The following is a 22,520-nucleotide window of genomic DNA, read 5'->3' as shown; positions in this document are numbered from 1 at the left end:
GACCATGCGGCTCCTGACGAGACGTGGGCGAGTGCGGGCCTCAGCTCCGGCGAATCGACAGCCGGTACTCGCCCAGCTGTACAACATCGCCCGAGCGGAGTTCCGCTGGGACTCCAGGCTCAACCGCGAGGGCACCGTGCGCATTCCCGCCTGGGAAGAGCGCGACGCCGTTCGTCGAGTTGAGGTCGTCGACGTACAAGCGATCTCCGTCGGCCCAGAACCGTGCGTGAGTCTTCGACATGGTTTGCGTGAGGTCGGCGACTGCCGAGACCGACGCGTCGGGGAAGCGCTCCTGAGAGGGGTTCCGCCCGATGACCACCGGTCCGTAGATGGGGAGGCTGACCCCGTCGGAGAGCACGATGACCCATTCGGGGAGGGGCTGCTCGACCGCGTCATGCTGGTCGTGCTGGCCAGATTGGCCGGGAAGGCCGGACTGTTCCTTCTGGCCCGGCTGCCCGTTCGGCGCACCGAACGGGGTCTCCCCCGGCAACGGGGCGGGGGTTGCGCTCCCAGGCGCGCTCGGCGCCTCCAGCACGGATGGCGGAGCCGACGGGGCTGGGACCTGCGCTGACGGCTGTCCACCGTGCGCTGATGGTTGTCCGAGCAGCGACTCGAGTGGCGCGCTCGTCGGCTGTGCAGCCTCGCCGAAGCGTGGAGCGGCCGGAGGCAGGACGGGCGCCGGCTGGAGTGACTGCCCTTGTTCTGGCTGCGGCTGCGGCGCGAGCCTTGGCCGAGGGGCCGGCATTGGCGGTAGCGGATACTCGTCGTCGAGCTCGGCGCGCAGCCAGTCATCGGCCGGAGCTTCTGCTGCTCCTCCGTTGCCTGCCCCATTGCCTGCCCCGTGAGGCGACCAGTCGGGTCGACCCGACTGGCCCGCCGCTTCAGGCACGACCGGCTCCTGGCCGATCATTCCCGGCGGTACTTGGATGAACCCCGAACGTTCCACGTCGCCATGATACGGCTCGCTGGGTCCTGTGGAACGTATATCGTCCACGCAGACGGCGCCAGAAGCCTGCGGAGCTCATCGCCTCTGCGACGGACGAGTCCACGTCGGCCCACAGCTTATCGAGTTGCTCGTCGGTCGGAAGCTCGTCGCCGAACACGGCCCGGTCGCTTCGGTCCGCGATCGAGACAAGCGACGGATGCACCGCCTCCGCGATCTGGAGCCGCGTCCGTTGAGGCGGCACCTGGTAGCCGAGCTCGGCGAACCTGTCGATGCCGTCGCTCCAGGCCCCCGCGGCGCGCAGGTCAGGGCTGCCCTCGTGCTGCCGCCTCCGCCGCCTCCGTCTTTTCAGCAGGCCGATGACAAGGAGTGGTGCCAGGAAGAGGACAAGGGGAACTGCGAGTGAGACGCCGACTGTGGTGAGCCAGGCAGGCAGGTTCTCCTCATCTTCAGGTTCCTCCTCCTGCCGTCGTTCGTCGGCGCTCGTGAGGAGCTCATCCGGCTTCTCTTGCGTCTGGGGCGGCTGTCGGACCTGGGCTTTCGGCTTCGACTGCGGGTCGGTTGTCGTGTTGACGGGCACGTCGGTCTGCTCGGGTGTCGGGTCGAAGGCCACCCAGCCGAATCGCTCGAAGGGGACCTCCACCCAGGCAGTGACGTCGGACCCGCGCACTTCGGTCGTACCGTCGGCCGAGATCTGCTCCGGCGCGTACCCCATGACCACGCGTGCCGGGAATCCGAGCTGGCGGGCCATGATCGCCATGGCCGACGCGTACTGCTCCTGGTCTCCGACGAGGTAGCGCAGGTCGAAGAGCTCCTGCATGCGGTCGAGCCCGTGGCCGGCGCGCGAGGGAACCGTATCGCTTGCCGTCCCGTGGCTGAGGAACCCCTCGGCGACCAGGGCGTTCTCGATGGCCTTGAGCTGAAGATACGGGGAGGTCTCGCCCGCGACGTAGCTCTGCATCCGCTCGACGAGCGCAGCCGGGGCCGCTGGCATAGCCGGGTAGTCGAGGTCGACGACGTTCACGTTGTCGAGCTGCCCCTCGACCGGGAGGTCCTGGGCCAGGGCGGCGATCTCGTACGTGTCGCCTTCCCGGAGGCCCGAGGTGATGAGGCCGCCACCCGTGCGCGAGTTGTAGCGGAAGTCGCCGCTGCGCCCAGGCAGGCTGCCGCCCGTGAAATTCACGCCTGTGGGCACGCCGACGCTCGGCAGCCAGATGTCAGAGTATCCGCGGACGGTCACGCCGAGCGCTCGATCGGACGACGACGTTACGAACGGGTTGCTCGGCACGACCCGACCCGACAGGTTGTAGCTGCCCGTTGCGTCCATCGACTCCTGCGGGTCGGCGATCTGCCAGGCCTTGCCGGAATAGCTCTCGAGCGTTGCGAGACGGATGCGGTCTCCGCCTTGGAGGCCGGTCACGTCGAAGAGCACCGTGTCTGGGGCGAGCTTCGAGTACTCGCGGAAGCCGGCGAGCGGGCTCGTGTGGGTCAGCGGGTCGAACGGCGGCGTGATCTGCTCTCGTGCGACGACGCGCTGGTCGGCGATGGTCGTGGAGGCCACGAAGCCGCCGGCGGTTGTGAGCAGCGCGGCGACGAGGACAAGCACGCCGGTGCCGAGGGCGCGGGAGCGCGCGAGCGCACGCCTCGCGTCCTTCGATGCGATGTTGCCGAGGCCGCGGCGCCAGCTGAGCCAGACGAGCGCGATGACCGCGAAGGCTCCTCCTCGGAGGACGCCGGCGACGCTGTCCTCCGTTCCGATGAAGATCGCGCTGGCGAGCACCGCGAGGGGGCCAAGCAGGGCCACCGTCGGAGGCCAGACGGCGCCGGGGCGGTTCGGCGCGACCCACAGCAGCACAAGCATCGAGACGAGGGATGAGACGGTCGCCGCGAAGTACGGGAGCACCGCGAGGTGGGTGGGCGCGAGCAGTGGAGTCGAAAGGGTGACGGCGTCTCGCCAGGCGAATACGGGCGCTCTGGCGAGGTCGGCGAGTGTCGTGAGCGTCGGCAGCACCCCGCCAAGGCCCGAGCGCGGCAGCGCGAACGCTGTCCCCAACAGGAAGTAGGCGGCGATCGCGACGAGCAGCGTGTTGAAGCGAGTGAGCCCAAGCCAGGCGCCGAGGACCGCGGATCCGATGCCAACGAGGAGCCCGCCCGCGACGGCGAGCAGGAACCAGGCGCTGCCGTAGGCGGCCGCGAACCCGCACGAGGCGAGCAGAGTGAGCGCCGCGATGACGCCCGCGTCGACGAGGACGCTCGCTCCGAGCGCCCGCGCCTGCGGCTTGCCCGGCGGGTTCGGGGCTCCACCGGTCTGTCCCTGCGCTGTCGTCATGTGCGCACCCGCGTCTCGCGCACCAGGCGGGGCAGGTCGTCAAGTTCTGGCACGGTGCACACGACCGTCTCGCGGAGACGCGTGCGGCTCGCGGGGTGCCCGATCGAACATCGGAAGACGACGAGCGTTACGTCGGCGGTGAAGACGGACTGCAACTGCCCGAGTTGCGCGTCGGTCGTGGCGCTGCCACAGACGAGGAAGACGATGCTGGCCTGCGGGAGCCGCCGTGCGCTGAGCGCGACGAAGTCTCGCAGCGACGGAGCGGCCGTTGCGAGCGGCTCGAGCCGGCTGCTGCCGTCGAGCATCGACGAGACTGCTCGCGTCGGCAGCCGCCCACCCTGCGTCATTGCGCTCACGGAGACGCCGGAGTGGATGAGCTCCTGCGCGAGCGAGGCGAGCACCTCAACGCCAAGCTCGAACTCCTCTTCCGAGGCGTAGGCGGCGGTCTCGAGCGTCTGCAGCACGTTGGCCTGCGAGCGTCTGGTCTCCTGGAACTGCCGAACCATGAGCAGGCCCGTGCGCGCGCTTGTCCGCCAGTGGATGTTCCTCCGGTCGTCGCCCGGTTCGTAGGGGCGGAGCGCGTGGAAGGCAAGGTCGTCGTCGGTGATGCGCTCGCCGGTCACGCCCTCGAGGTCGCGCAGGAGGCCTGCGACCTGAGCCGTGATGCGCACCGTTCGCGGGTGGACGAACAGCTCGAGGACGCCGGTCCACTTCGTGGCCCGCTCGAGGAGGCCGAGCGGGTCGCCTCGCAGCGAGCGGGCTGGGCCGGCCTCGATGACGGCGCGGCGTGTGGTGGGCACGGCAAAGAGGTCTTCGTGGGTCTCGTCTGGCGCGAGCGGCGGCACGCTGAACTGCGCCGTGGCCTGCCCCACCGGGAGCGCGAGGCGGGTCGGGAGGACGCGCCGCTCGCCGAGGTTCGTCACCTGCAGGCGGCCGAGCGCGCGGTCGCCGACGCGCACGCGTCGCGGCTCGAGTTCGACCTGCACGCCGAAGCTCTCCCGGCCGATCGTGAAGGGAACTGCCGCAGCGAAGACTCCGACGAGGACTCCCCCGATGCCGATGAGCTCGAGCCAGCCGAAGGCGATCCCTGCGGCGAGGAGTAGGACACCGGCAACGAGCACGATCCAGCCGAGCGGCGTCACGCACTTGATGGCGTCGCCGATCGTGAGCCGGTCGCGCTCGGCGACGTCGGCTCCTACGGGTTCGTGCTCATCGCTCACTAGACAGCCCGGTGCTGAGGAGGCTGCACCTCGAGGAGGCAGCGGTCGATGACCTGATCGGGGGTGGTGCCGGAGAACTCGGCCTCTGGGTCGAGGATCAGGCGGTGCGCGAGGACGGGGTGCGCGAGGGTGCGCACGTCGTCTGGGATGACGTAGCGGCGGCCGTGCGCGAGGGCCCATGCCTTCACGGCGCGCGCGAGCGCGAGGGCCCCGCGGACGGAGACGCCGACAAGCACGTCGCGGTCGGCGCGAGTGGCCGTCACGATCTCCGACACGTACGCCATGATCGACTCGTCGACGTGCACTTCGGCGGCCAGCTCCTGCATGACGACGACGTTTTCGGCGTGGAGAATGGCTGGCACGCTGTCGGCGCGCTGCCGATTGCCGGCGTCCATCAGCAGGCGGACGGTGCTCTCGTGGTCGGGGTAGCCAAGCGAGGTCTTCATGAGGAAGCGGTCGAGCTGCGCTTCGGGCAGCTTGTAGGTTCCGGCCTGCTCGACAGGGTTCTGCGTGGCGATGACGAGGAACGGGGCCGGCACCGGATGCGGCGTGCCGTCGACCGTGACCCGGCCCTCTTCCATCACCTCGAGGAGCGCGGATTGCGTCTTCGGCGAGGCTCGGTTGATCTCGTCGGCGAGCACGATGGACGCGAAGATCGGGCCTGGGTGGAACTCGAAGTCGCGCTTCACCTGGTCGAAGATCGTGACGCCCGTGACGTCGGAGGGCAGCAGGTCTGGCGTGAACTGCACACGACTGTTGGTGCCGTCGATGGTCTTCGCGAGCGCCTTCGCGAGAACTGTCTTGCCTGTCCCTGGCACGTCCTCGAGGAGGAGGTGCCCCTGGCTGAAGAGCGTCGTGAGAGTGAGCTCGACGACGTGGCGCTTGCCGACGACCGCGCGCTCGATGTTCGCCGCCAACCGGTCGAACGCATCCTGGAACCAGGCCGCCTGCTCTTCGGTCACTGTCACACGGGCTCCTCTTCGCGACGGCTGTGGGCCGCCTCTGTTGATCGTCTCTTCTGCCACCGACATTCGGCTACCACTTCTCCAGCACGGGGCTCGTCACGACGATTGCACCCTTGTCGATGATCTCCACCCAGTACCCGCCGAGGCTCCCCTTGCAGTTCGGAATGTTGACCCCGCCTTCGGAGTTCAGCGCGGTGGCGCTCACTCCGGACTGCCCACCGACCGACTTATCGTCTCCCGGCTTGTTGTTGCTGTAGCACTTGACGTCGTAGGACGTTGCCGCCAGGAAGTCCTCCCCCTTGATGACGAAGCTCTTGACATCGTCGGGCTCTCCCTCAACAGCCTTGCCGCCAGTGACGCTGACCTTGTAGAGAGGCGTGTAGATCAGGTTGCCGAAGACTTTGCCTGTGGCGTTCGAGACGCCAGCCTCGTTCTTCGCAGCCACATAGACAGTCACCTGCGTCGACGCTGATTTCGGGATTGTGATCCCCGTGATCTCGAACGACAGCTGAGTGGCCGGCACGCTTGTGGTCGTCGGGGCCTGCGTGCCGATCTGCACCGTCACGTCGTAGCCGGTGAGGCCGCCGCCATCCGCTGTTGGCGCAGACCATTCTGCTGTCAGCGAGCCCGTGAGCTCGCCGGGTACCGCCAACTTGTCCGGCAGGCTGAGACCTTGCGGGGCTTGTGGAAGGTCTATCGGCTTCGCACCGGCGGAGCTGGCGGGTGGTCCGAATCCGAGTCCGTTTGCGGCACGCACGGTGGCCGTGTATTCGCGGCCGGGCAGAAGCCCGTCCGCCGCGGTGAACGTCACGCTGTTGGCGAGACCGGCTGACTTCTCGATTGGCACAGGGCCGCCCGTGAGCGTCACCTCATAGCCGGTGATCTCCTGCCCGTTCGAGACGGCACCTGACCAGCTCACGACCAAGGTGCCGAGGGCGCTGCCCTTCGCGAGCGTCACGGTGGTCGGCGCGCCAGGCACGTCCTGCACCTGGACGGTCGCGAGCCCCGTCGTCTCGCGGAGCGGGTCGCCGGTCTGGTCGCCGATGCGGTAGCTGACGGTGATGGTACCGATGAAGTTCGCCTTGGGAACGATGCGGACCTGCCCGTCGACAATCGACACGGCGGCGCCGGAGCCGGCTCCCGAAACCTCGCTTGCCGAGATGAGCCTGAGCGGCGACTCGGGGAACGGGTTGAAGTCGTTGCCGGTGACGTTCATCGTGACGGTCTCGTTGCGGCGCGCGAGCTGCTCGTCTGGCACGGCGCGCGGCAGGGGCTTTGAGGTCGAGACGACCGTCACCGTGACGGTTCCCGTCTGCACGAAGTCGCGGAACGTGTAGGTCACGGTGTACTTCGCGACGGTGCCGACCTTCGCGGTCACGCCCGCCCCGACCTTGACGGTGCTGCCGTCGAGGCTCGCCTTCAGGTCACCGGAACCACCCGTCAGCTTCGAGAACTGCACCTGCGGCAGGACGTCCTTGTTGGGGTGGCCAGTGGCCGTTCGCAGGTCGAAGCTCTGCTCTGTCCCCTGCTCGACGGTGAGCTGTGGGGCCACGAACGTCGGTGCGACGTCGAAGAAGTCGGGGTCGCCGACCGTGATCGGCACGCGGATGGTCGCGATGCCGGCGTTCGGATCGTTGTCGCCCTGCGCATCCGAGACCTGGAAGGTGATGGAGGCGGGCCCGCGGAACCCGGGCTTCGGCGTGAAACTCAGTTTTGTATCGCCCTGCACGAGGGTGCTTCCGTCGGCCTGCTCGGCCCACACCTGCTCCGGGTTGATGAGGGCGACCCTATTGCCCGACGGTGCGCGCACGAGGTCGTTGACGTCCCACGAGATGGATTCGCCGGCCTTCACCTTCTGGGCTGGCAGATCGGGGATGAGGAACGGAGACTGGCGCTTCGACTCCTCCGTGATGAGCGCGGGAATCATGAGGAAGCCAGCAGCGGTGAGGCCCGTGTCTGCGGCCGTGAGCCGGTACACGATGATCTGCCTGACGTCGCTGAGCGACACCGTCACGCGGCCGTCCTCCTCGACCTCCGCAGCCCCTGCGCCGGTGCCCACGAGGTCGACCGCGAGCTCGCTCACGCGGCCCCCAGGGTTCGCGGCGCCATCGCGCACGTTGACGCTGAGCGTCTCAGCCCCGGCGAAGTCGTCGAGGCGCACGACGTGGTCGGTCGCCGTGGGTGGGAGCGTCGGTGCGTCCGCGCTCATCGTCACGTGGATGAAGGCGGCGTCCTGCCCACCCTGGCCGTTCGTGATCGTGTACGGCACGGAGATGAACTCGCCCTCGCTTGGCACCGTGACGATGACGGACTCGCCGTCGACCTCGGCTTCAAGGCTCGCGTCGACGCCGACGAGTTCCGGCACGAGCTCGAGCTTGTACCCGTTCGGGTCCGAGTCGTTCTGCAGGACGGGCACCGCCATGCGCGAGCCTGGCTTGGCACGGACATTGTCGTCGACAGCAACGGGAGGCGACGTCGCGGCGGGCCGCGCGACGACACCGACCCTGATTGTGCCCTCCGCCCGCTGGCCGTAGCCGTCCACGACCTCGTAGCGCAGGACGTCGGTGCCGGCGGCGCCCGCGAACGCCTCGTAGATGAAGGAGGTCTGCGTGACCTCGCGCACCGAGCCGAGCTTTGGCACGTCGATGAGCTGCGTGAGCTCGACGGAGTCGCCGTCCGGGTCGATGCCGCTCAGCGGCACCTCGATGCGGACGCTTGCGCCCTCGAACACCCGCGCCGTATCCACGCCAGGTGCCGGGGGCCTGTTGCTCGACTCATCCGGGGCCGTGACCTGGAAAGAGACGTTGGCGCCGGCCTGCTCCCCGTGCTCGTCGATGACGGTGTACCCGAGCGAGTAGCTGCCCGGTTCGGTCGGCGCTTGGAGGCGGACGTCGTCGCCTGAGACGAAGGCGTAGCCGTCGCCGACCTGCACATTGTTGAGCTCTGGTGCCAGCGACATCTGCGCCTCGTCCGGGTGCGAGTCGTTCTCGAGCACGGAGACACTCGTGTAGTCGCCTGCGCGCACACGCCTCGTGTCGTCGACTGCCACCGGAGGCTCGTGCGTCACTGCGGGCTCGACCGGGACGACGACGATGAACCCGACGGACGTCGCGGTACCGTCCGTGATCGTGTACGGGAGCTCGATGGGCTGCTGGATCGCCGACTGCGATGAGAGCCGCACGATCGTGTTGTCGATGAGCTCGACGGCCAGGCCAGCGATCCGCGCCGCATCCGTCGTCTCGACGCTCTGCACGGATAGCACACCGGTACCCGTCGAGACGTCGTTCCCGAGCACGTTCACGGCGTTCGACTGGCCGGGACGCAGGTAGGCGAGGTCACGCACGGCCGTCACCTGCGTCGGCTCCGCCGCTGGCTCTTCGACGTCGAAGCGGATGATGCCGACCGAGGTCGCACCGCCTGCCGTGAGCGTGTACTGCACGTACGCGGTCATGGCGGTCTCGGAGACGAAGGTGACGGTGCCGAGGTCGGGGTTGAAGCTCGCCCCTCCCGTCGCCGTGCCGAGCTCAGCGATCTCCACGAGTCCGAGGGCCTGCCCGTTCGGCGAGAGGTCGTTCACGAGGGGCTGAGCCGTGATGGGCTCACCCACGACACCTTTCGCGTAGTCGGGGGTACCGACCGGGCCGAGGGTTCCCGGGGCCTCGACGCGGACGCGCAGCTCGCCCGCGGCCTGCGAGGTGCCGTCCGAGACGAGGTATGGCACGACCCGCTCCCCCAGCTCGGCGCTGACGGCAGTGAAGGTGATGCGGCCGTCAGGGGTGAAGCTGACGGCGTCGCCGACCGGGGCCGTAGCGCCCTGCAGGAAGATCGGGTCGCCCTCCGGGTCGACCCAGTCGGGCATGACGTTGTAGGAGATCTTCTGGCCAGCCTCGACTGCGACGGTGCTCGTCCGGTTCGTCGTAGGCGTCTGGTTCTCGGCGTCAGCTGGCTGGATGCGGATCGTGAGCCGCGCATCCGCGACGCCACCCGGTCTGCCGTCCGTGGCGGTGTACGTCAGGGTCTGCTCACCGGATGCGCCATCTGCGGCACGGAACTGCAGGGCGCGTCCGGCGTCGATGAGCCGAAGCTCTCCGAATGACTCCGGCACCTCGCCCGAAAGCCCAGCGATCGTGAGGATGTCACCGTCGACGTCCGAGTCGTTGTCGAGCACGGTCAGGTAGCCCGTCGAGCCTGCGCGCACGCCGAAGGAATCGTCGATGAGTTCCGGTGGAGTGTTCTCCTCGCCTCGCTCGGCGAGCGTGGCCTCGAAGGACTCCTCCGTCGCCTCGTTCTCGCCCTCGACGCCGTCGGTGTCCTCCGGTGGCACAAGCTCGTTCCAGTTCTCCACCAGCCGCATGTTCTCCTGCGGCAGCCACACCTGGCCGGTTGCGACGTCGTTGAGGGCGACGACGTTGCGGTTCACGCGGTAGAGGATCTCCCCGAGTGGAGCCGTCGACATCGACTGCACACGGGGTTCGTCGTCGCCGCACACCACCATCGTCGCGGCGGCCTGACCCCAAGCCGCGTGCGTGCATCCGCCGACGACGGCAGGGCGCGCCGTGCCAGCCGAGGTGGCCTGCGAGCCGACGATACCGGCAGGCACTCCAGTGGGCTCGCCGCCGCTCAGAGGCACCCGCAGGATCCCGTCGACCGTCGCCAGCACGACCTCGGGGGCCGCGGCACCCGGTAGCTGGACTCGGAGCGTGCTCTTGGGAACCTCGCGAGTCTGGCCGTCGACAAGCAGCGTGCTCGCCTGGGTGTCGAAGACGACGGGCTGCTCTCCGACGGCCGTCAACTCGTAGGCGCGTGGCGCGCTCGCCATGGGTTCCCAGCGCTGCTCGGCGCCGATGCCCTCGATGCGGAGGATCTGCTGCTTCTCGGGCGACACCGCGAGCACCGTGCCAAGCGAGGTCACGACGACCTGCGCGTCGGCCCCGAGCTCGGCGACGGGCTCAGCCGTTGCCGCGTCGAAGGCCAGCGGCTGCGTGGCGTCGATGAGCCAGAGGCTGCCGGTCGCGGGGTCGAGCAGTGCGATCACGCCGGCACCGTAGGCGCTCCGGCTGCCCGCCGGGGTCAGGATGCTCTCGCGCAGGTCGGTCATCGCCGGGTCGACGCGGCCGAGCGAGCCGCTCGTCTGGTCGTGCAAGAAGACGGTGTCGCCGTCCTGGAGGATGCCGACGTCGGCCGTCACGAGGCTGACGCTCGCGTCGAGCTCCTGGATCTGCGCGTTGAGTCTTCCCGCCCGGAGGTCCTGGCTGTTGGAGACCCAGACGTCGCTGCTCTCCAGCTCGATCTCGGCGGCGGGGAAGCCCTCGTGGAGCAAGGCGAAGAGGAGAGGCGTGCCGATGAGCAAGGCAAGCACAAGCGTCATCGCGAGCTGTCGGCGGCCTCGCGAGGTCGGCGATGTTCCGCGCATGCTTCCCCACCCCCGGCAGAACTCGTCAGCGCCTCGTCCAGAGCGCACCAAACTTCATTGTGCACGAGGACTCGACACAAGCGCGACCGGTAGAGCTCCCCGTAGTCCTCTCGACTAGGTCGTGTCTGACAATGTCTCGCCTACTCCGCTCGTCCTGATCGCGCGATCTGCTGCGTTGGAGAACTCACGCAATGCTCCGCATTGGGCTTCGTTCTCCGCCTTGCATCTCGCACGACCAGGCCGTGCTCGCTGCGGCGATCCATTGTCAGACACTCCCTAGGTGCGCCCTGCTGTGGAGTAGGCCACCAGGACCTTCGTGATCGAGGCGGGGTGCCGCGCGGCCTCGTCAGCGACGGTCGAGGGTGTCGAGATCCTCCGGTGTCACGAGTCGCGTCGAGATCGCGTACTCGACGAGGCGTGCGCGACGGTTCGACGCGAGCTTGTTGCGGCCGCCTCGCAGTCCCGAGACTCCGAACTTGTCGAGCTTGTCGCAGACGTTGTCGAGCTTGCGGTTGAACGTCGGGAGGGTCCAGCCCAGGCGCGCCGCCGCGTCCGCGGAGCTCGGGATGACGCCGCGGCCAGGTACGGAGTTGCGCAGGACATCCTCCGCCAGGGCGAGGATCAGCTCGCGCTGGGACTCGGTGAGGTGGATGACCGCCTGCGTCGTGTTGCCGGACGGCGACATGTTCACGTGCGAGGTGTTGTAGAAGTCAGATGCCGAGTGGATGGCGAAGTCGTACGTGGTCGAACCGGCCGTGAACATGACCTGCATGTGCTGGAACACGACGGGCAGCTTCGCGCCGGGCGAGAGCCACGACTGGACTTGGCCTGAATCGTCGGTCACGGTCGCCGAGAGCACGGAGCCGACGTTCGAGAGCCACCACATCCCGAACTCCGCCTGGAGGACAAGGAACTGGCGGTGCAGGTACGGGTTCTCGTCGATCACGAGGTCAGCGTCGCGGCCGATCGTGAACGGCTCGGCCGGGTCGAGCTCGTACCACTCGCCCACGAACTCCAGGCGGAGCGGCCCGAGTGGCGGCACCTGGCTGACGACGCGCTCGTCACTGTCCGGGATCTCGACGGCCTCTTCAGGGACCTCGTTCGCTTCCGCGGCGGAGGTGTACTTGCTCTCACTCATATGACCATCATGGCTGATCGACGAGGTCATTGCGGGTAGCAGACCTCGAGCGGCTCCGGGCTGACCTTTCCGCCGCGTCGAATCTCAACCTCGATGCAGGTGAGCGCGCCGTCAGCGATTCCCGGGATGACGACCGACGTTTCACTTGTTGTCGACCCGTCCTTCCCGCCCTCGCCCATCGTCCAGTAGTAGACGTCGCCGGGCTTCGGGTCGGGGTTCGACCACGAGAAGGTGACGGACCCGTCGAGGCTACGCACGGCGACGGGGGCGACAAGAACCGGGGGGAAGCCGCCTGCCTCGATCGACACGGGAGTTGCGGTCGCGCGCCCGATCTCCTCGTCGCCCGGGGTGAGCATCCACGCGACCGCCGCGGCGACGCCGATAACCACCACCAGTCCTCCGGCGATGATGCCGACGAGCCCATTGCGCGACAGCTTCTTCTGGCTTGCGGCGGCGTTGGCCTCACTCACGCGAGCCAGTTCATCGGCCATCGAGGCACTGCCGCCGGGGAACTGGGGGTTCGGAGCGGCGGATGCGCCGCCGAAGTCCGGTGCCAGCGGCGCGGGTCCGGGAACTGCCCGGCCCGGGGTCGTGATGCGGCGAGCAGTGGTCGGGCCGGAGTCGTCGATCGCCTGCCCGCCGGTGTGCTCTGGCCCCCGAACCTTCCGGCCAGGGCGAGGCCCACTGGCGGTCTCGTACCGTGCCGCGAAGCCACCAGGCGCCTGCTGGGCCGCAACGCGCACGACGGCGCGGGCCGAGGTCAGCTCGGCCTTGCTGGCCCTTGCCCCCTCGTGCACCTGTGCGTTGATCAGGGAGACGGGACGCAGGCTCGTCGCGTCGACATCCCCGTCGCCGGTCGCTGCCGGCGCTGAGATCGTCATGTTCGGGACATCGATTGCGGTCGGCGCGTAGTTCAGCTCCAACTCGACCCGCTGCAGCGCGTAGGCGAACTCGACCGCGCTCTGGTAGCGGTGCGCGGGATTTCGTGCCATGGCCTTGTGGAGCACGCTCACGAGCGAACGGGGCACGTCGCCTCGGTCGATGGGTGAGATGGCTCCGCGCTCGATGCGGGAGATGAGGTCGAGTGTGGTGTTCTTCTGGCCGGGTCGTTCGAATGGGGTGTGACCGGCGACGAGCGAGAAGACCGTGGCGCCCAGGGAGAACACCTCGCTGCGCACATCCGGCTTCGGCTCGTCCTCGAACATCTCCGGAGGGGACCACGGGACCGAGAGCCCGCCTCCGCCTGCCGGGGCCGCCTCGACGAGTTCGCCCGCGTCGGCGAGCTCATCGTCGACCGCTGACGAGATGCCGAAGTCGGTGAGTGCGGGCCAGCCGAAGTCGTTGGTGAGGATGTTCGCGGGCTTCACGTCCCGGTGCAAGATCCCGACGGCGTGCGCCGTCGCGACCGCGCTGGAGATGCGCACTCCGGTGCGGAGCACCTCTTCGACCGGGATCTGCTCGCGCTTGTAGCGTTCAGACAGGCTCAGCCCCGACGCGAACTCCATGATGAAGTAGGGCCTGCCGTCGCCGGCCACATCCGCCTGGAAGATCGTGACGATGTAGGGGTGTGACGACATCTGCGCCATGAGGTTGGCTTCGCCGATGAACGCTTGCCTGCTCGTCTCGCCGAGGTCGTCTCCGCCGAGGAGCACCTTGACCGCCACGAGCCGTCTCGGGAACTGCTGCTCGTAGAGGAACACGTCGGAGAATCCGCCGGAACCTAAGTGCTTTCGGTAGACGTAGCCAGGAATCTCGGGCGGCTCCGCTGGCGAGCGTCGCTGCCCGGCCATGCCTAGTGCCTCGCCGTCATCGACAGGTTCCGCACGGTCAGGAAGATGCCGCTGCCGAGGTCGATGACCGTGTCTGGCATGACCGCGGTCGGCTCGCCAGCACGCAAGCGCTGGGGCCCGCGGCCAGGCATGACGACGTCGGTGCCATTGCGCGAGTGCAGGTCGGTGACCACGATGACGCCGCCCTCGACGCTCAAGAGCACGTGGTTGCGAGAGATGTCGGTGGCGCCTGACAGCTTGACGTGGCGTGGCTCGACACCTCCCGTCTGCTCAGATCCCATGTTGGGCGCTCGGCCGAGCACAAGCGGGCCAGCGAGCTCGACCGTGCCGCCAGTGGAGAGTTCGACGATGTACGCGGCTTCGCCGTGCGCGCGGCGCTGGTCTGGCGCGGTGGGTGCGGGCGATTGATGGGCGATGAACGGCTCCGGGGAGGCGCTCGGCGCGGCGGCGACCGGAGGAGCCGTCGGTGTCGTCGGAGCAGGCGGGGCCATCCGGGTTGCGAGCGGCGTAACTCCCCCCTCCGGGTGGGTCTCGAAGGACAGCGCCTGCGCGAGCACGGTCTCACCGAGCTCGCCGAGACCCGCTTGATTTATCGCGCCACCGCGAAGATCACGCAGAGAGGCTGCCACGACGGTGAAGCCGTCGTGCTCACCGAGCTCGCGTGGCTCCGAGCGCGAGTCCGCGTCATTCCGCGACTCCTGGCGGGCAGCGCGTCGTGCTGACGCCTCCTGTCGGATGCGGCTCGCTTCGTCGCTGAGAATCGTGCGACCGTCGTGCTCCCCGACCAGGTCTGCCTGCGCCTCGGCGTCGAGAATCGGGACAGGGAAGGTGTGCGCGCCGCGGTTCGGCTCGCCGTCGGACTCCGAGTCTCCACCGGATTCCAGTGAGTCTCCGAGAGCCTGCCCGTCCTCGAGAGCCTGCCCGTCCTCGAGAGCCAGCTCGTCGTCGGACGGAAGCTCGATGATCGTCGCCTCTGGGAGTTCGTCGCTCGCGTCGGCTGCTGAGTCGTCGGACGGAATCTGCTCCTCGGACGGGGTTCGATCCTCAGACGGGGTCTGCTCCTCGAGCATGTCCCCCTCCTGCACTGCCTCGCCTGGGCCGACGGCGCCGTCGAGGTCCGGGTCTGCTGCCGTCTCCGGGGCCTCGTTCGCAGGCGCGAGCGTCTCCGAGATCTCCTCGTCACGCTCGGCGAAGAACAGCTGGATGGGCACCTCGTCGAGCCCACGCCGATCGTCGTGGACGGTGACCTCGACTCCTCGAGCAGTTGGGAGGACGGCCTCGACCCACGTCAGAGCGTCGCCAGAATTGATGACCGATGGGCGGATCCCGACCTGCGGCGCGTTCGGGAGCTCGACAACGCGCAGCGGCCCTCTGGCGATGACACGAAGGCCGTTGCCCTCGGCGATCAGGTACACGAATGGGGCGACTTCGCTGAGCGGGCCGCCACCGAGGAGGGCCGCGAAGACCCTGTCGTGCGAGAGCGCGCCGTCTCCGAAAGCCAGGCGAGCCGCCCCGAGGGCGCCGCCTGCCTCGCAGCCCGCGTCGCTCTCAAGGGCCGGGTCTGCCAGCTGCGAAGACGCGAGCGGCCTCAGGACCAGGAGGGCGTGGCGGCGCTGGCGGAAGATCACGGAAGCTTCAGCCTCGACCTCGTTGAGTGCCTCGGTCATGGTTACCTCGGCGTCGTGTCTTCGAAGGTGTCATCCGCGGGCGGAGCAGCGATCGGCCCTGTCGTGACGATCGGCATCGCGGAGGCCTGGTCGGCGTTGGCGTACTCGGAGTCGATGACGACGACGCTGACGTTGTCGCGTCCTCCCACCTCGACGGCGGTCTGCACGAGCGTCTCCGCGAGCGTCAGTTCCGGCTCCGGGTCCGAGTGGTAATCGAGCATGACCTGCGAGATCTGCTCGTCGCTGAGCTCCTTCGTGAGGCCGTCCGAGCAGACGAGGAATACCTGGTGGCCGTGCACTGGCATGAGCCAGATGTCGGCCTCGACGTCGCTCTCGGAGCCGACTGCGCGAGTTATGACGTTGCGGTCGGGGTGGATGAGCGCATCCGCTGCCGAGATGAGGCCCATGGCCACCATCTCCTGCACGGCGGAGTGATCGACGGTGACCTGCACGAGGGCGCGGCCGTTCCAGCCGTAGACGCGAGAGTCGCCGACGTTGAAGATCATCCAGTGCAGCAGCTCGGCGCCGAGGTCCGCGAGGTCGACGAGCGCGATGCCGGACAGCGTGGTGCCGGCGACGGCGCCTGGGCCGTCGGCCTCGGTCACGAGGTCCTGGACTGCCTGGTTGGCACGGTCGATGGTGCGAAGGACGCGGTCAGGCGTCGCAGGCTCCTCGACTTGGAACTCCTCGTCAAAGGTCGCGACGACCGTCTGACTCGCCCGGTCGCCGTAGGCGTGGCCGCCCATCCCGTCTGCGACGAAGAACACGGGCATGCGCGCGAGCACGGAGTCCTCGTTGACCTGGCGCACGCTTCCGACGTCGCTGGCGGCACTCACGCGCAGCGCAACAGCTTCCTCCGCGCGTGCGTACGACGAAGCCAGTTCAGTATTCACAAATAGCACCTCTGGAACTCTGCCCGGGTGGCCTGCCCCGAAGGCACACCTTGTACGCGTAGATCGCGCGTGCGTCCATTGTGGCATTGCGGCGGCCCTGCTGCGAGACCGGCCAGCGAGACCGCCACAGTCTCAGGCTTCTTCAACGATGTCGCCCGCCGGATCGAGGCCCCCGGAGCGGGTCAGCTTGAGGCGCCCGGTCAGTTCGAGCCGCCCGAGGAACCGCTCGTCGTGGCTCACGACGAGCAGAGCGCCCCGGTAGTCGCGCAGCGCGTCGACGAGTTGCGCGGCCGACTCCCTGTCGAGGTTGTTGGTGGGCTCGTCGAGGAGCAGGAGCTGCGCGGGCGGGGTCGCGAGCAGGAGCCGCACGAGCGAGACCCGGAAGCGCTCCCCGCCGGAGAGCGACGAGACGGGCCTGTCGACGACGGCGCCTCTGAGCAGGAAGCGGGCGAGCTACGCGCGCAGTTCCTGCACGGCTGTCTCGGGGGCCGATCGCTGCACGTTCTCGAGCACGCTCGCCGCGTCGTCGAGTCCGTCGAGGCGCTGACGCAGGTAGCCGACGCGGGAGGTAGATGCCTCCACCCACGCTCCCCCTCGCGTGCTGACGCGCACTGTCCCCTCGGCGGCATCGGCGCCAGCTCCGCCATCGACGCCACCTCCGCCAAGCGCTTGAGCCGAGGCGGCGATGGCGTCGAGGAGCGTGGTCTTGCCCGATCCGTTCGGCCCCGTGAGCGCGATCCGTTCCGGCCCCATGAGGACAACGGGCCGGAGCCCACCGGATTCAACGGGCAACTCGAGGGTCGCGAGGCGACGAGATGTAGCGACGTCGGGGTCAGGCAGTTGGATGCGGATGCTCGCGTCGTCCCGCACGCGACCCTCGGCCCGCTCAACGGCGTCTCGAGCGTCCGCCAGGCGTGCGTCGTGTTCTCCCCTCAGCTTCCCCGCGGAGACCTGGGCCCGAGCCTTCTGCCCGTTCATGAGGATCTTCGGCGCGCGCTTGTTGGCCTGCGCCTTCTTCCCGGCTCGGAGGCTGCCCGCGATCTTGGCTTCGGCCTCTCTCCGGTCGCGCTGCTCGGACTTGAGCGCACCCTCCGCTGAGCGCAGCGCCTGTGCGGCCGCGTTCTGCTCGCGCTGGAGCTGTTCGAGATAGAGAGAGTACCCGCCGCCCGTGAGGCTGATCTCGCCTCGCCGCAGCTCGGTGATCTGGTCGACGTGCTCGAGCAGCTCCTCGTCGTGGCTCGCGATGACGAGTGTGCCCCGCCACGACGAGACGAGTGCGGTGAGCTTCTCGCGTGCATCCCGGTCGAGGTTGTTGCTCGGCTCGTCGAGCAAGACAATGGGGGCACCGCCGAGGCGGAGCCCCGCTACGGCCACGAGCATCGCCTCACCGCCGGAGAGGCCGCCGACGGTACGCGTGAGCATCGCCTCATCGAGACCGAGGTTTCGGAGCGCGGCTTCAGCGCGCACGTCGATATCCCAGTCGTCGCCGAGCGTTTCGTAGTCGGCGGGATCGATGGAGCCACCGTCGATGGCGCGCAGGGCGGCGATCTTGGCATCGACGCCGAGGAGGGCCGTGACCGGGAGATCGGTATCGAGCGTCAGCTGCTGCGGGAGGTACGCCACATCGGCAGCAGCCCGTAGGACTCCGCCGGTCGGGGCGAGCTCGCCCGCGAGGAGGCGCAGGAGCGTCGACTTGCCGCTGCCGTTGCGGCCCACGAGGCCGGTTCTGCCCGGCGGGAAGGCGCCAGAAAGTGCGTCGAGCGCGGGGGTCCCATCTGGCCAGTTCAGGCTGAGGAGGTCGAACGCGAGTGGAAAGGTGTTGTGGGGTGTCGTCGTAGACATGGGGCTCCCTAGTGGTTCAGTGCGCGCACTGACACCGGAAGCCTCAGAAGGTGGGTTCGACGATCGTCAGCGCACAGTGTGCGTTACGGGGGCGTCGAGAATCCTCACCGGCCTGCCAATCTTTCGGGAACAGGAATCACACCAACGTATCCCTGCTCACGAGAAGCGTCAACCGAGAGATGAGGGGCACGGAGTGCAATTAAGGACAGGCATGCAGAAAGCCCGGTGCGAGAGAATTCTCGAACCGGGCTTCCGTTGGTGATCCCAGCGGGATTCGAACCCGCGCTGCCGCCGTGAGAGGGCGGTGTCCTAGGCCGCTAAACGATGGGACCGTTTTGGCAACTCGGATATTCTGGCACACCGGGTGAAGCCAGCGCAAGTCGGAGTGTGGGCGGCGGCGCGTCGCCCGCCGTTCCGGGCTTGTTGAGGGTCCGGCCAGACGCCGGTTGCTAGCGTTGACGCGTCGGTCCGGTGTCCAAGGGGCCACCTGAACCGAGGAGGATCATGCGCCTGACCAAGCTTGAACACGCAGCACTCTCGATCGAGAAGAGCGGCTCACGACTCTTCATCGATCCGGGCAAGTTCACGACGCCGATCACGGAAGCCGCCGGAACGGTCGCGATCGTCATCACGCACGAGCACGACGACCACTGGACCCCTGAGCAGCTGACCCGCATCCTCGCCAGGAACCCGAAGACGCCGATCTTCACGACAACCTCCGCCGCCGAGAAAATCCTGGCGGCGAACCTGCCAGACATCGGCGAGGTCATCGACGTCGCCGCGGGCGAGTCCGTGCTCGTCGGAGGGTTCGACCTGGAGTTCTTCGGCGGCGAGCACGCGATCATCCACAGCTCGATCCCCCGCATCGAGAACATCGGCGTACTGGTCGAACACGGCGCCCTTTACTACGGCGGCGACGCTTACGTCGCGCCGGAAGGCGTCGACATCGACGTGCTTGCCGTCTGCGCGAACGCGCCGTGGATGCGCGTTGCCGAGTCGATGGACTACATCGAGCGGGTTCGTCCGAAGCGGGTGCTGCCCGTGCACGAGATGCTGCTCGCGAAGCTCGGGAAGGCGCTCGCCACGACCCGGTTGCGGGAGTCGGCCGAGCGGGCGGGCGCGCAGCTCATCGACCTGCAGCCGTTCGAGACGCTCGAGCTCGACTAACTCCCACCGCGGGGCAGCGCGAGCATCAGTGCTCGCGGAGCATTTCGATGAGCTCGCTCTTGCGCTTGCCCGAGTACCCCGTGAGGTCCAGTTGCTTGGCTCGCTTCTTGAGTTCGGCGACCGTCCAGTCGTCGTAGGAACCGGCTTCCCCACCCTTCTTCCCCACTGCGCCGCGCCCCCTCTTGGCCGCGGCGTTCGAGATGCGGGCGGCCTTCTCCTTTGAGTTGCCCTCGTCGCGCAGCTTCTCGTAGAGCTCCTGATCTTTCAGGCTGGGCTGGTCGTCGCTCTTCTTGGGCATCTCCGCTCCTCTCAGTCGAGACCCGATTGGGTCGGGCCTGGCCCTCCATAGCCCGGAGGCTCTCGCCTTGCGGGCTCGCCGTCAGAGGTTTTTGCCACCCGTGACAGCGATGATCGCGCCGGTTGTGTAGCTCGCGTCGTCCGAGGCCAGGTAGACGTACGCGCCCGCGAGCTCGGCCGGCTGGCCCGCGCGGCCAAGGGGCGTGTCCTGCCCGAAGCTCGCGAGCTTCTCCTCGTCCCACCCGGTGGCGGGGATGAGCGGCGTCCAGATGGGCCCGGGCGCGACCGCGTTCACGCGCACCCCTTTCGGCCCGAACTCCTTGGCCATCGACTCCGTGAGCGAGACGAGGGCGGCCTTGGTCATGGCGTAGTCGAAGAGCCCTTCGCTGGGCTCGTAGCCCTGTACGGAGGACGAGAAAATGACGGATGCGCCGGGCGGGAGGTGCGACTCGGCGGCGCGGAGCGTGTAGATGGGCGCCTCGAGGTTGGTCGAGATGACCCGGCGGATCTCGTCGGTCGGGGTGTCGCCGATGCTCATGCGGTCGCGCTGGTAAGCGGCGTTGAGGACCAACAGGTCTATGCCTCCGAACGCCGCCACGGTTGCGTGGACGATCTCGGCGCAATACTGCTCGTTGCGGAGGTCGCCGGGCAGGAGCAACCCGGTCTCGCCGGCCTCGTTGATGAGGCGCGCCGTCTCCTGGGCGTCGTCCTCTTCTTCGGGCAGGTACGAGATGGCCACCTTGGCGCCCTCGCGGGCGTAGGCGATCGCGACGGCGCGGCCAATGCCGGAATCACCGCCCGTGATGAGCGCGCGGCGCCCCTTGAGCCTGCCGTGGCCCGTGTAGCTGTGCTCGCCGTGGTCCGGGGCCGGAGTCGTCTCGCCCGTGAGACCGGGCTGCTGTTGCTCTTGGTCGGGGAATCCGCTGTCGCGGAACAGCGTGCGTGGGTCTGTGAGTGCGGTCATCGTTCGCCTCCGTTGGGGGTCGGTTGTGCGTCGTGACTGGCGGACGGCGCTTCGCCTGCAACAGTGGGCCGCCCGAGAACCCATCTCACGCTAGGGACAGAACGTGGGTGTTCTCTGACCAGCAGGTGTCCGCGCACCCAGGTTCGGGATGCGGGGCTACCGCGTGCGCCGAACCCCGAGCGCGACGAGCGCCGCGCATCCGCTCGCCAGGATCGCGACTGCCACGAGCAGGATGATCATGCCGAAGGTCGGGGCGAGTGCCGAGAGGATGGCGGGGAGGGCAAAGCCGATGTAGGTGAGGGCGTAGTAGAGGCCCGTGAGTCCCGCGAGGTTGCGCCGGCCGGCCATCGCCTGCACCTCGACGAGTCCCGTGAGCATGCAGATCCCGTAGGCGCCGCCGAGCAGGACGCCCGCGGCGCACGCGAGCAGCGGGGACTGCAAGGCGACGTTGGCGGCGACGAGGAGCGCGCCGAGGGCGAGCAGTGCGAGTCCGAGCGAGCCGGACGCTCCCCCGACGCGGGCCGCGATGCGCGGCACGCTCGGCTGGATGAGGAAACCGACCGTGAGGGTCACGAGCGTCAGGAGGGCGGCGAAGGCAATTTCGAGGCCGCCGAGCTGCTCGACGACGATGGCGGGCGAGACGGCGAACGCGAGCGCCGGGGCCGCGAACACCCACGGTGCCATCGGCAGGACAACCGTGAAGAACCGTCGCCGGTGCTCCGGGGCGATGTGCACGTCGACGAGGGGCCGACTCGGCCTAGCCTCCCCCGCCTGAGGGGTGACTCCCGAGTGAGGGGATTCTGCTTCCTGCCGGGACCGCGGGCCGGCGGTCTCGGCTCCCCGAGTGAGCGCGACGGCGGCGATCGCCGTCAGGACGAGCTGCACGATGTACGGGGTGAGGGTCGGCCATGGCGCCCACTGGGCCAGCAGACCGGCGGCGACGGCGCCGAGCAGGAACCCGGCCGTGATGGTGAGGGATGCGCGCCTCGCGGCGACGGCGGGCGGAACGATGCCCGTGGACAGCTCACGGATCCAGGTGGTGCCGACGACCATGGCGACGGCCACTGAGACACCGGAGAGCAAGCGGCCGACCATCATGGCGGTCGGGCTCGCGCTTCCGAGCGCAAGCACCGCAGCGGCGGCGACGCTCAGGACGACGGACGCGACCATGAGGGGCTTGCGGCCGAAGCGGTCGGAGAGCGAACCGGCGATGAGGAAGCCGGGGATGAGCCCGATGATGTAGGCGCCGAAGAAGAGGTCGACCTGCAGGGCCGAGTAGCCCTCGACCTTGCGGTAGAGCAATAGGAGCGGCGTGAACTGGTTGCCGCCCCAGGCCATCATGAGCACGGCGGGCGCGGCAGCGAGCCAGGCCCGTTCGCGTCGCGGAGCGGGCTTCGACGACGATTCGCTCACCCCTTGAGCACCTTCATCGTGAAGTGGGAGGTGACGCGGTGGACGCCGGGGAGGCGCCACACCTTCTCGCGGAGCAGCTTCTCGAAGCTCTCGAGGTCGGCGACCTCGACTCGAAACGCGTAGTCGGGCGAGCCGAACATGCGTCGCACCTCGGTGACCTCGGGAAGCTCGACGGCTTGCGACTCGAACGCCTCGACCGTGGTGTGGGCCTGGCTCGTGAGGTCGACATCGATGAGCACCTTGAAGGCGCGGCCAACCTTGTCCGGGTTGACCTCCGCGTGGTAGCCGAGAAGGACGCCGTCTTCCTCGAGGCGACGCACTCGTCGCAGGCAAGGCGCCGGCGTGAGACCCACGCGCTGCGCGAGTTCAGCGTTCGTGAGTCGGGCGTTTGCCTGCAGTTCGCGCACGATTGCGCGATCGATGGTGTCCACACTTGATTATTGCCGAATATGGCGTCGGCGTGCCCCAATTGGCTCTCG

At 68.4% G+C, this 22,520-nt stretch carries 14 protein-coding genes, 1 tRNA gene and 1 pseudogene; 1 reads left to right on the top strand and 15 read right to left on the bottom strand.

The features are described 5' to 3' along the window. Positions 1-40: 40 nt before the first annotated feature. From FHX72_RS08680 to FHX72_RS08630, 11 genes and pseudogenes are all read right to left on the bottom strand, one after another. A complete protein-coding gene (locus tag FHX72_RS08680; protein WP_183624426.1) occupies positions 41-889 on the bottom strand; it encodes an FHA domain-containing protein in 849 nt (282 codons plus the stop codon). Further along, positions 882-3,272, bottom strand: coding sequence for a transglutaminase-like domain-containing protein (locus FHX72_RS08675; RefSeq protein ID WP_183624424.1), 2,391 nt, complete (start codon positions 3,270-3,272; stop codon positions 882-884). Before FHX72_RS08675 ends, FHX72_RS08680 begins: the two co-directional genes overlap by 8 nt. Continuing rightward, on the bottom strand, positions 3,269-4,492 hold the full coding sequence (locus FHX72_RS19655) for a DUF58 domain-containing protein (RefSeq protein ID WP_183624422.1): 1,224 nt from the start codon (positions 4,490-4,492) through the stop codon (positions 3,269-3,271). The genes FHX72_RS08675 and FHX72_RS19655 overlap by 4 nt, the downstream gene beginning before the upstream one ends. Beyond that, complete coding sequence (locus FHX72_RS08665; protein ID WP_068484364.1) at positions 4,492-5,454, bottom strand: AAA family ATPase; 963 nt, start codon at positions 5,452-5,454, stop codon at positions 4,492-4,494. Before FHX72_RS08665 ends, FHX72_RS19655 begins: the two co-directional genes overlap by 1 nt. 73 nt (positions 5,455-5,527) lie before the next feature. Next, a complete protein-coding gene (locus tag FHX72_RS08660; protein ID WP_183624418.1) occupies positions 5,528-10,870 on the bottom strand; it encodes an Ig-like domain-containing protein in 5,343 nt (1,780 codons plus the stop codon). A 346-nt stretch (positions 10,871-11,216) separates the two neighbouring features. Further along, positions 11,217-12,008: an FHA domain-containing protein gene (locus FHX72_RS08655; RefSeq protein ID WP_244964116.1), complete on the bottom strand. Its 792-nt coding sequence runs from the start codon at positions 12,006-12,008 to the stop codon at positions 11,217-11,219. 26 nt (positions 12,009-12,034) lie between these two features. Then, complete coding sequence (locus FHX72_RS08650; RefSeq protein WP_183624416.1) at positions 12,035-13,798, bottom strand: serine/threonine-protein kinase; 1,764 nt, start codon at positions 13,796-13,798, stop codon at positions 12,035-12,037. 2 nt (positions 13,799-13,800) lie between these two features. Continuing rightward, the gene (locus FHX72_RS08645; RefSeq protein WP_183624414.1) at positions 13,801-15,465 is read right to left on the bottom strand and encodes an FHA domain-containing protein; all 1,665 of its coding nucleotides are present in this window, start codon (positions 15,463-15,465) and stop codon (positions 13,801-13,803) included. A gap of 2 nt (positions 15,466-15,467) precedes the next feature. After that, the gene (locus FHX72_RS08640) at positions 15,468-16,358 is read right to left on the bottom strand and encodes a PP2C family protein-serine/threonine phosphatase (protein ID WP_235812835.1); all 891 of its coding nucleotides are present in this window, start codon (positions 16,356-16,358) and stop codon (positions 15,468-15,470) included. A gap of 132 nt (positions 16,359-16,490) precedes the next feature. Further along, positions 16,491-18,200: pseudogene (locus FHX72_RS08635) on the bottom strand (ABC-F family ATP-binding cassette domain-containing protein). Between the two features lie 256 nt (positions 18,201-18,456). Further along, positions 18,457-18,532, bottom strand: a tRNA-Glu gene (locus tag FHX72_RS08630). Positions 18,533-18,704: 172 nt separating this feature from the next. On the opposite strand from FHX72_RS08630, the gene FHX72_RS08625 reads away from it, so the two are divergent. Beyond that, positions 18,705-19,367: an MBL fold metallo-hydrolase gene (locus FHX72_RS08625; protein WP_183624413.1), complete on the top strand. Its 663-nt coding sequence runs from the start codon at positions 18,705-18,707 to the stop codon at positions 19,365-19,367. A 25-nt stretch (positions 19,368-19,392) separates the two neighbouring features. Here FHX72_RS08625 and FHX72_RS08620 read toward each other — a convergent pair whose 3' ends face one another. The 4 genes from FHX72_RS08620 to FHX72_RS08605 all read right to left on the bottom strand — a co-directional run bounded on the left by FHX72_RS08620 (position 19,393) and on the right by FHX72_RS08605 (position 22,472). Then, complete coding sequence (locus FHX72_RS08620; RefSeq protein WP_068484339.1) at positions 19,393-19,665, bottom strand: DUF7218 family protein; 273 nt, start codon at positions 19,663-19,665, stop codon at positions 19,393-19,395. An 81-nt stretch (positions 19,666-19,746) separates the two neighbouring features. Next, positions 19,747-20,628 (bottom strand): SDR family oxidoreductase, encoded by an 882-nt coding sequence (locus FHX72_RS08615; RefSeq protein WP_183624411.1) that lies wholly within the window; start codon positions 20,626-20,628, stop codon positions 19,747-19,749. A gap of 156 nt (positions 20,629-20,784) precedes the next feature. Then, positions 20,785-22,041 carry an MFS transporter gene (locus FHX72_RS08610; protein WP_183624409.1) on the bottom strand — a complete coding sequence of 419 codons (1,257 nt, stop codon included), beginning with the start codon at positions 22,039-22,041 and terminating at the stop codon, positions 20,785-20,787. Next, positions 22,038-22,472, bottom strand: a complete 435-nt coding sequence (locus FHX72_RS08605) for an Lrp/AsnC family transcriptional regulator (protein ID WP_068484346.1) — start codon at positions 22,470-22,472, stop codon at positions 22,038-22,040. Before FHX72_RS08605 ends, FHX72_RS08610 begins: the two co-directional genes overlap by 4 nt. Positions 22,473-22,520: the final 48 nt, after the last annotated feature.

The organism is Pseudoclavibacter helvolus (genome assembly GCF_014191305.1).
Lineage (GTDB): Bacteria > Actinomycetota > Actinomycetes > Actinomycetales > Microbacteriaceae > Pseudoclavibacter > Pseudoclavibacter helvolus.
The sequence above is the reverse complement of the archived record's forward strand: the minus strand, read 5'-3'. Positions and strand labels throughout refer to the sequence as shown.

Excerpts from the sequence above, each read along its gene's own strand:
- FHX72_RS08645 (WP_183624414.1), bottom strand. The coding sequence starts at position 15,465 with ATGACCGAGGCACTCAACGAGGTCGAGGCTGAAGCTTCCGTGATCTTC.
- FHX72_RS08655 (WP_244964116.1), bottom strand. The coding sequence starts at position 12,008 with ATGAGTGAGAGCAAGTACACCTCCGCCGCGGAAGCGAACGAGGTCCCT.
- FHX72_RS08615 (WP_183624411.1), bottom strand. The coding sequence starts at position 20,628 with ATGACCGCACTCACAGACCCACGCACGCTGTTCCGCGACAGCGGATTC.
- FHX72_RS08675 (WP_183624424.1), bottom strand. The coding sequence starts at position 3,272 with ATGACGACAGCGCAGGGACAGACCGGTGGAGCCCCGAACCCGCCGGGC.
- FHX72_RS08620 (WP_068484339.1), bottom strand. The coding sequence starts at position 19,665 with ATGCCCAAGAAGAGCGACGACCAGCCCAGCCTGAAAGATCAGGAGCTC.
- FHX72_RS08660 (WP_183624418.1), bottom strand. The coding sequence starts at position 10,870 with ATGCGCGGAACATCGCCGACCTCGCGAGGCCGCCGACAGCTCGCGATG.
- FHX72_RS08625 (WP_183624413.1), top strand. The coding sequence starts at position 18,705 with ATGCGCCTGACCAAGCTTGAACACGCAGCACTCTCGATCGAGAAGAGC.
- FHX72_RS08650 (WP_183624416.1), bottom strand. The coding sequence starts at position 13,798 with ATGGCCGGGCAGCGACGCTCGCCAGCGGAGCCGCCCGAGATTCCTGGC.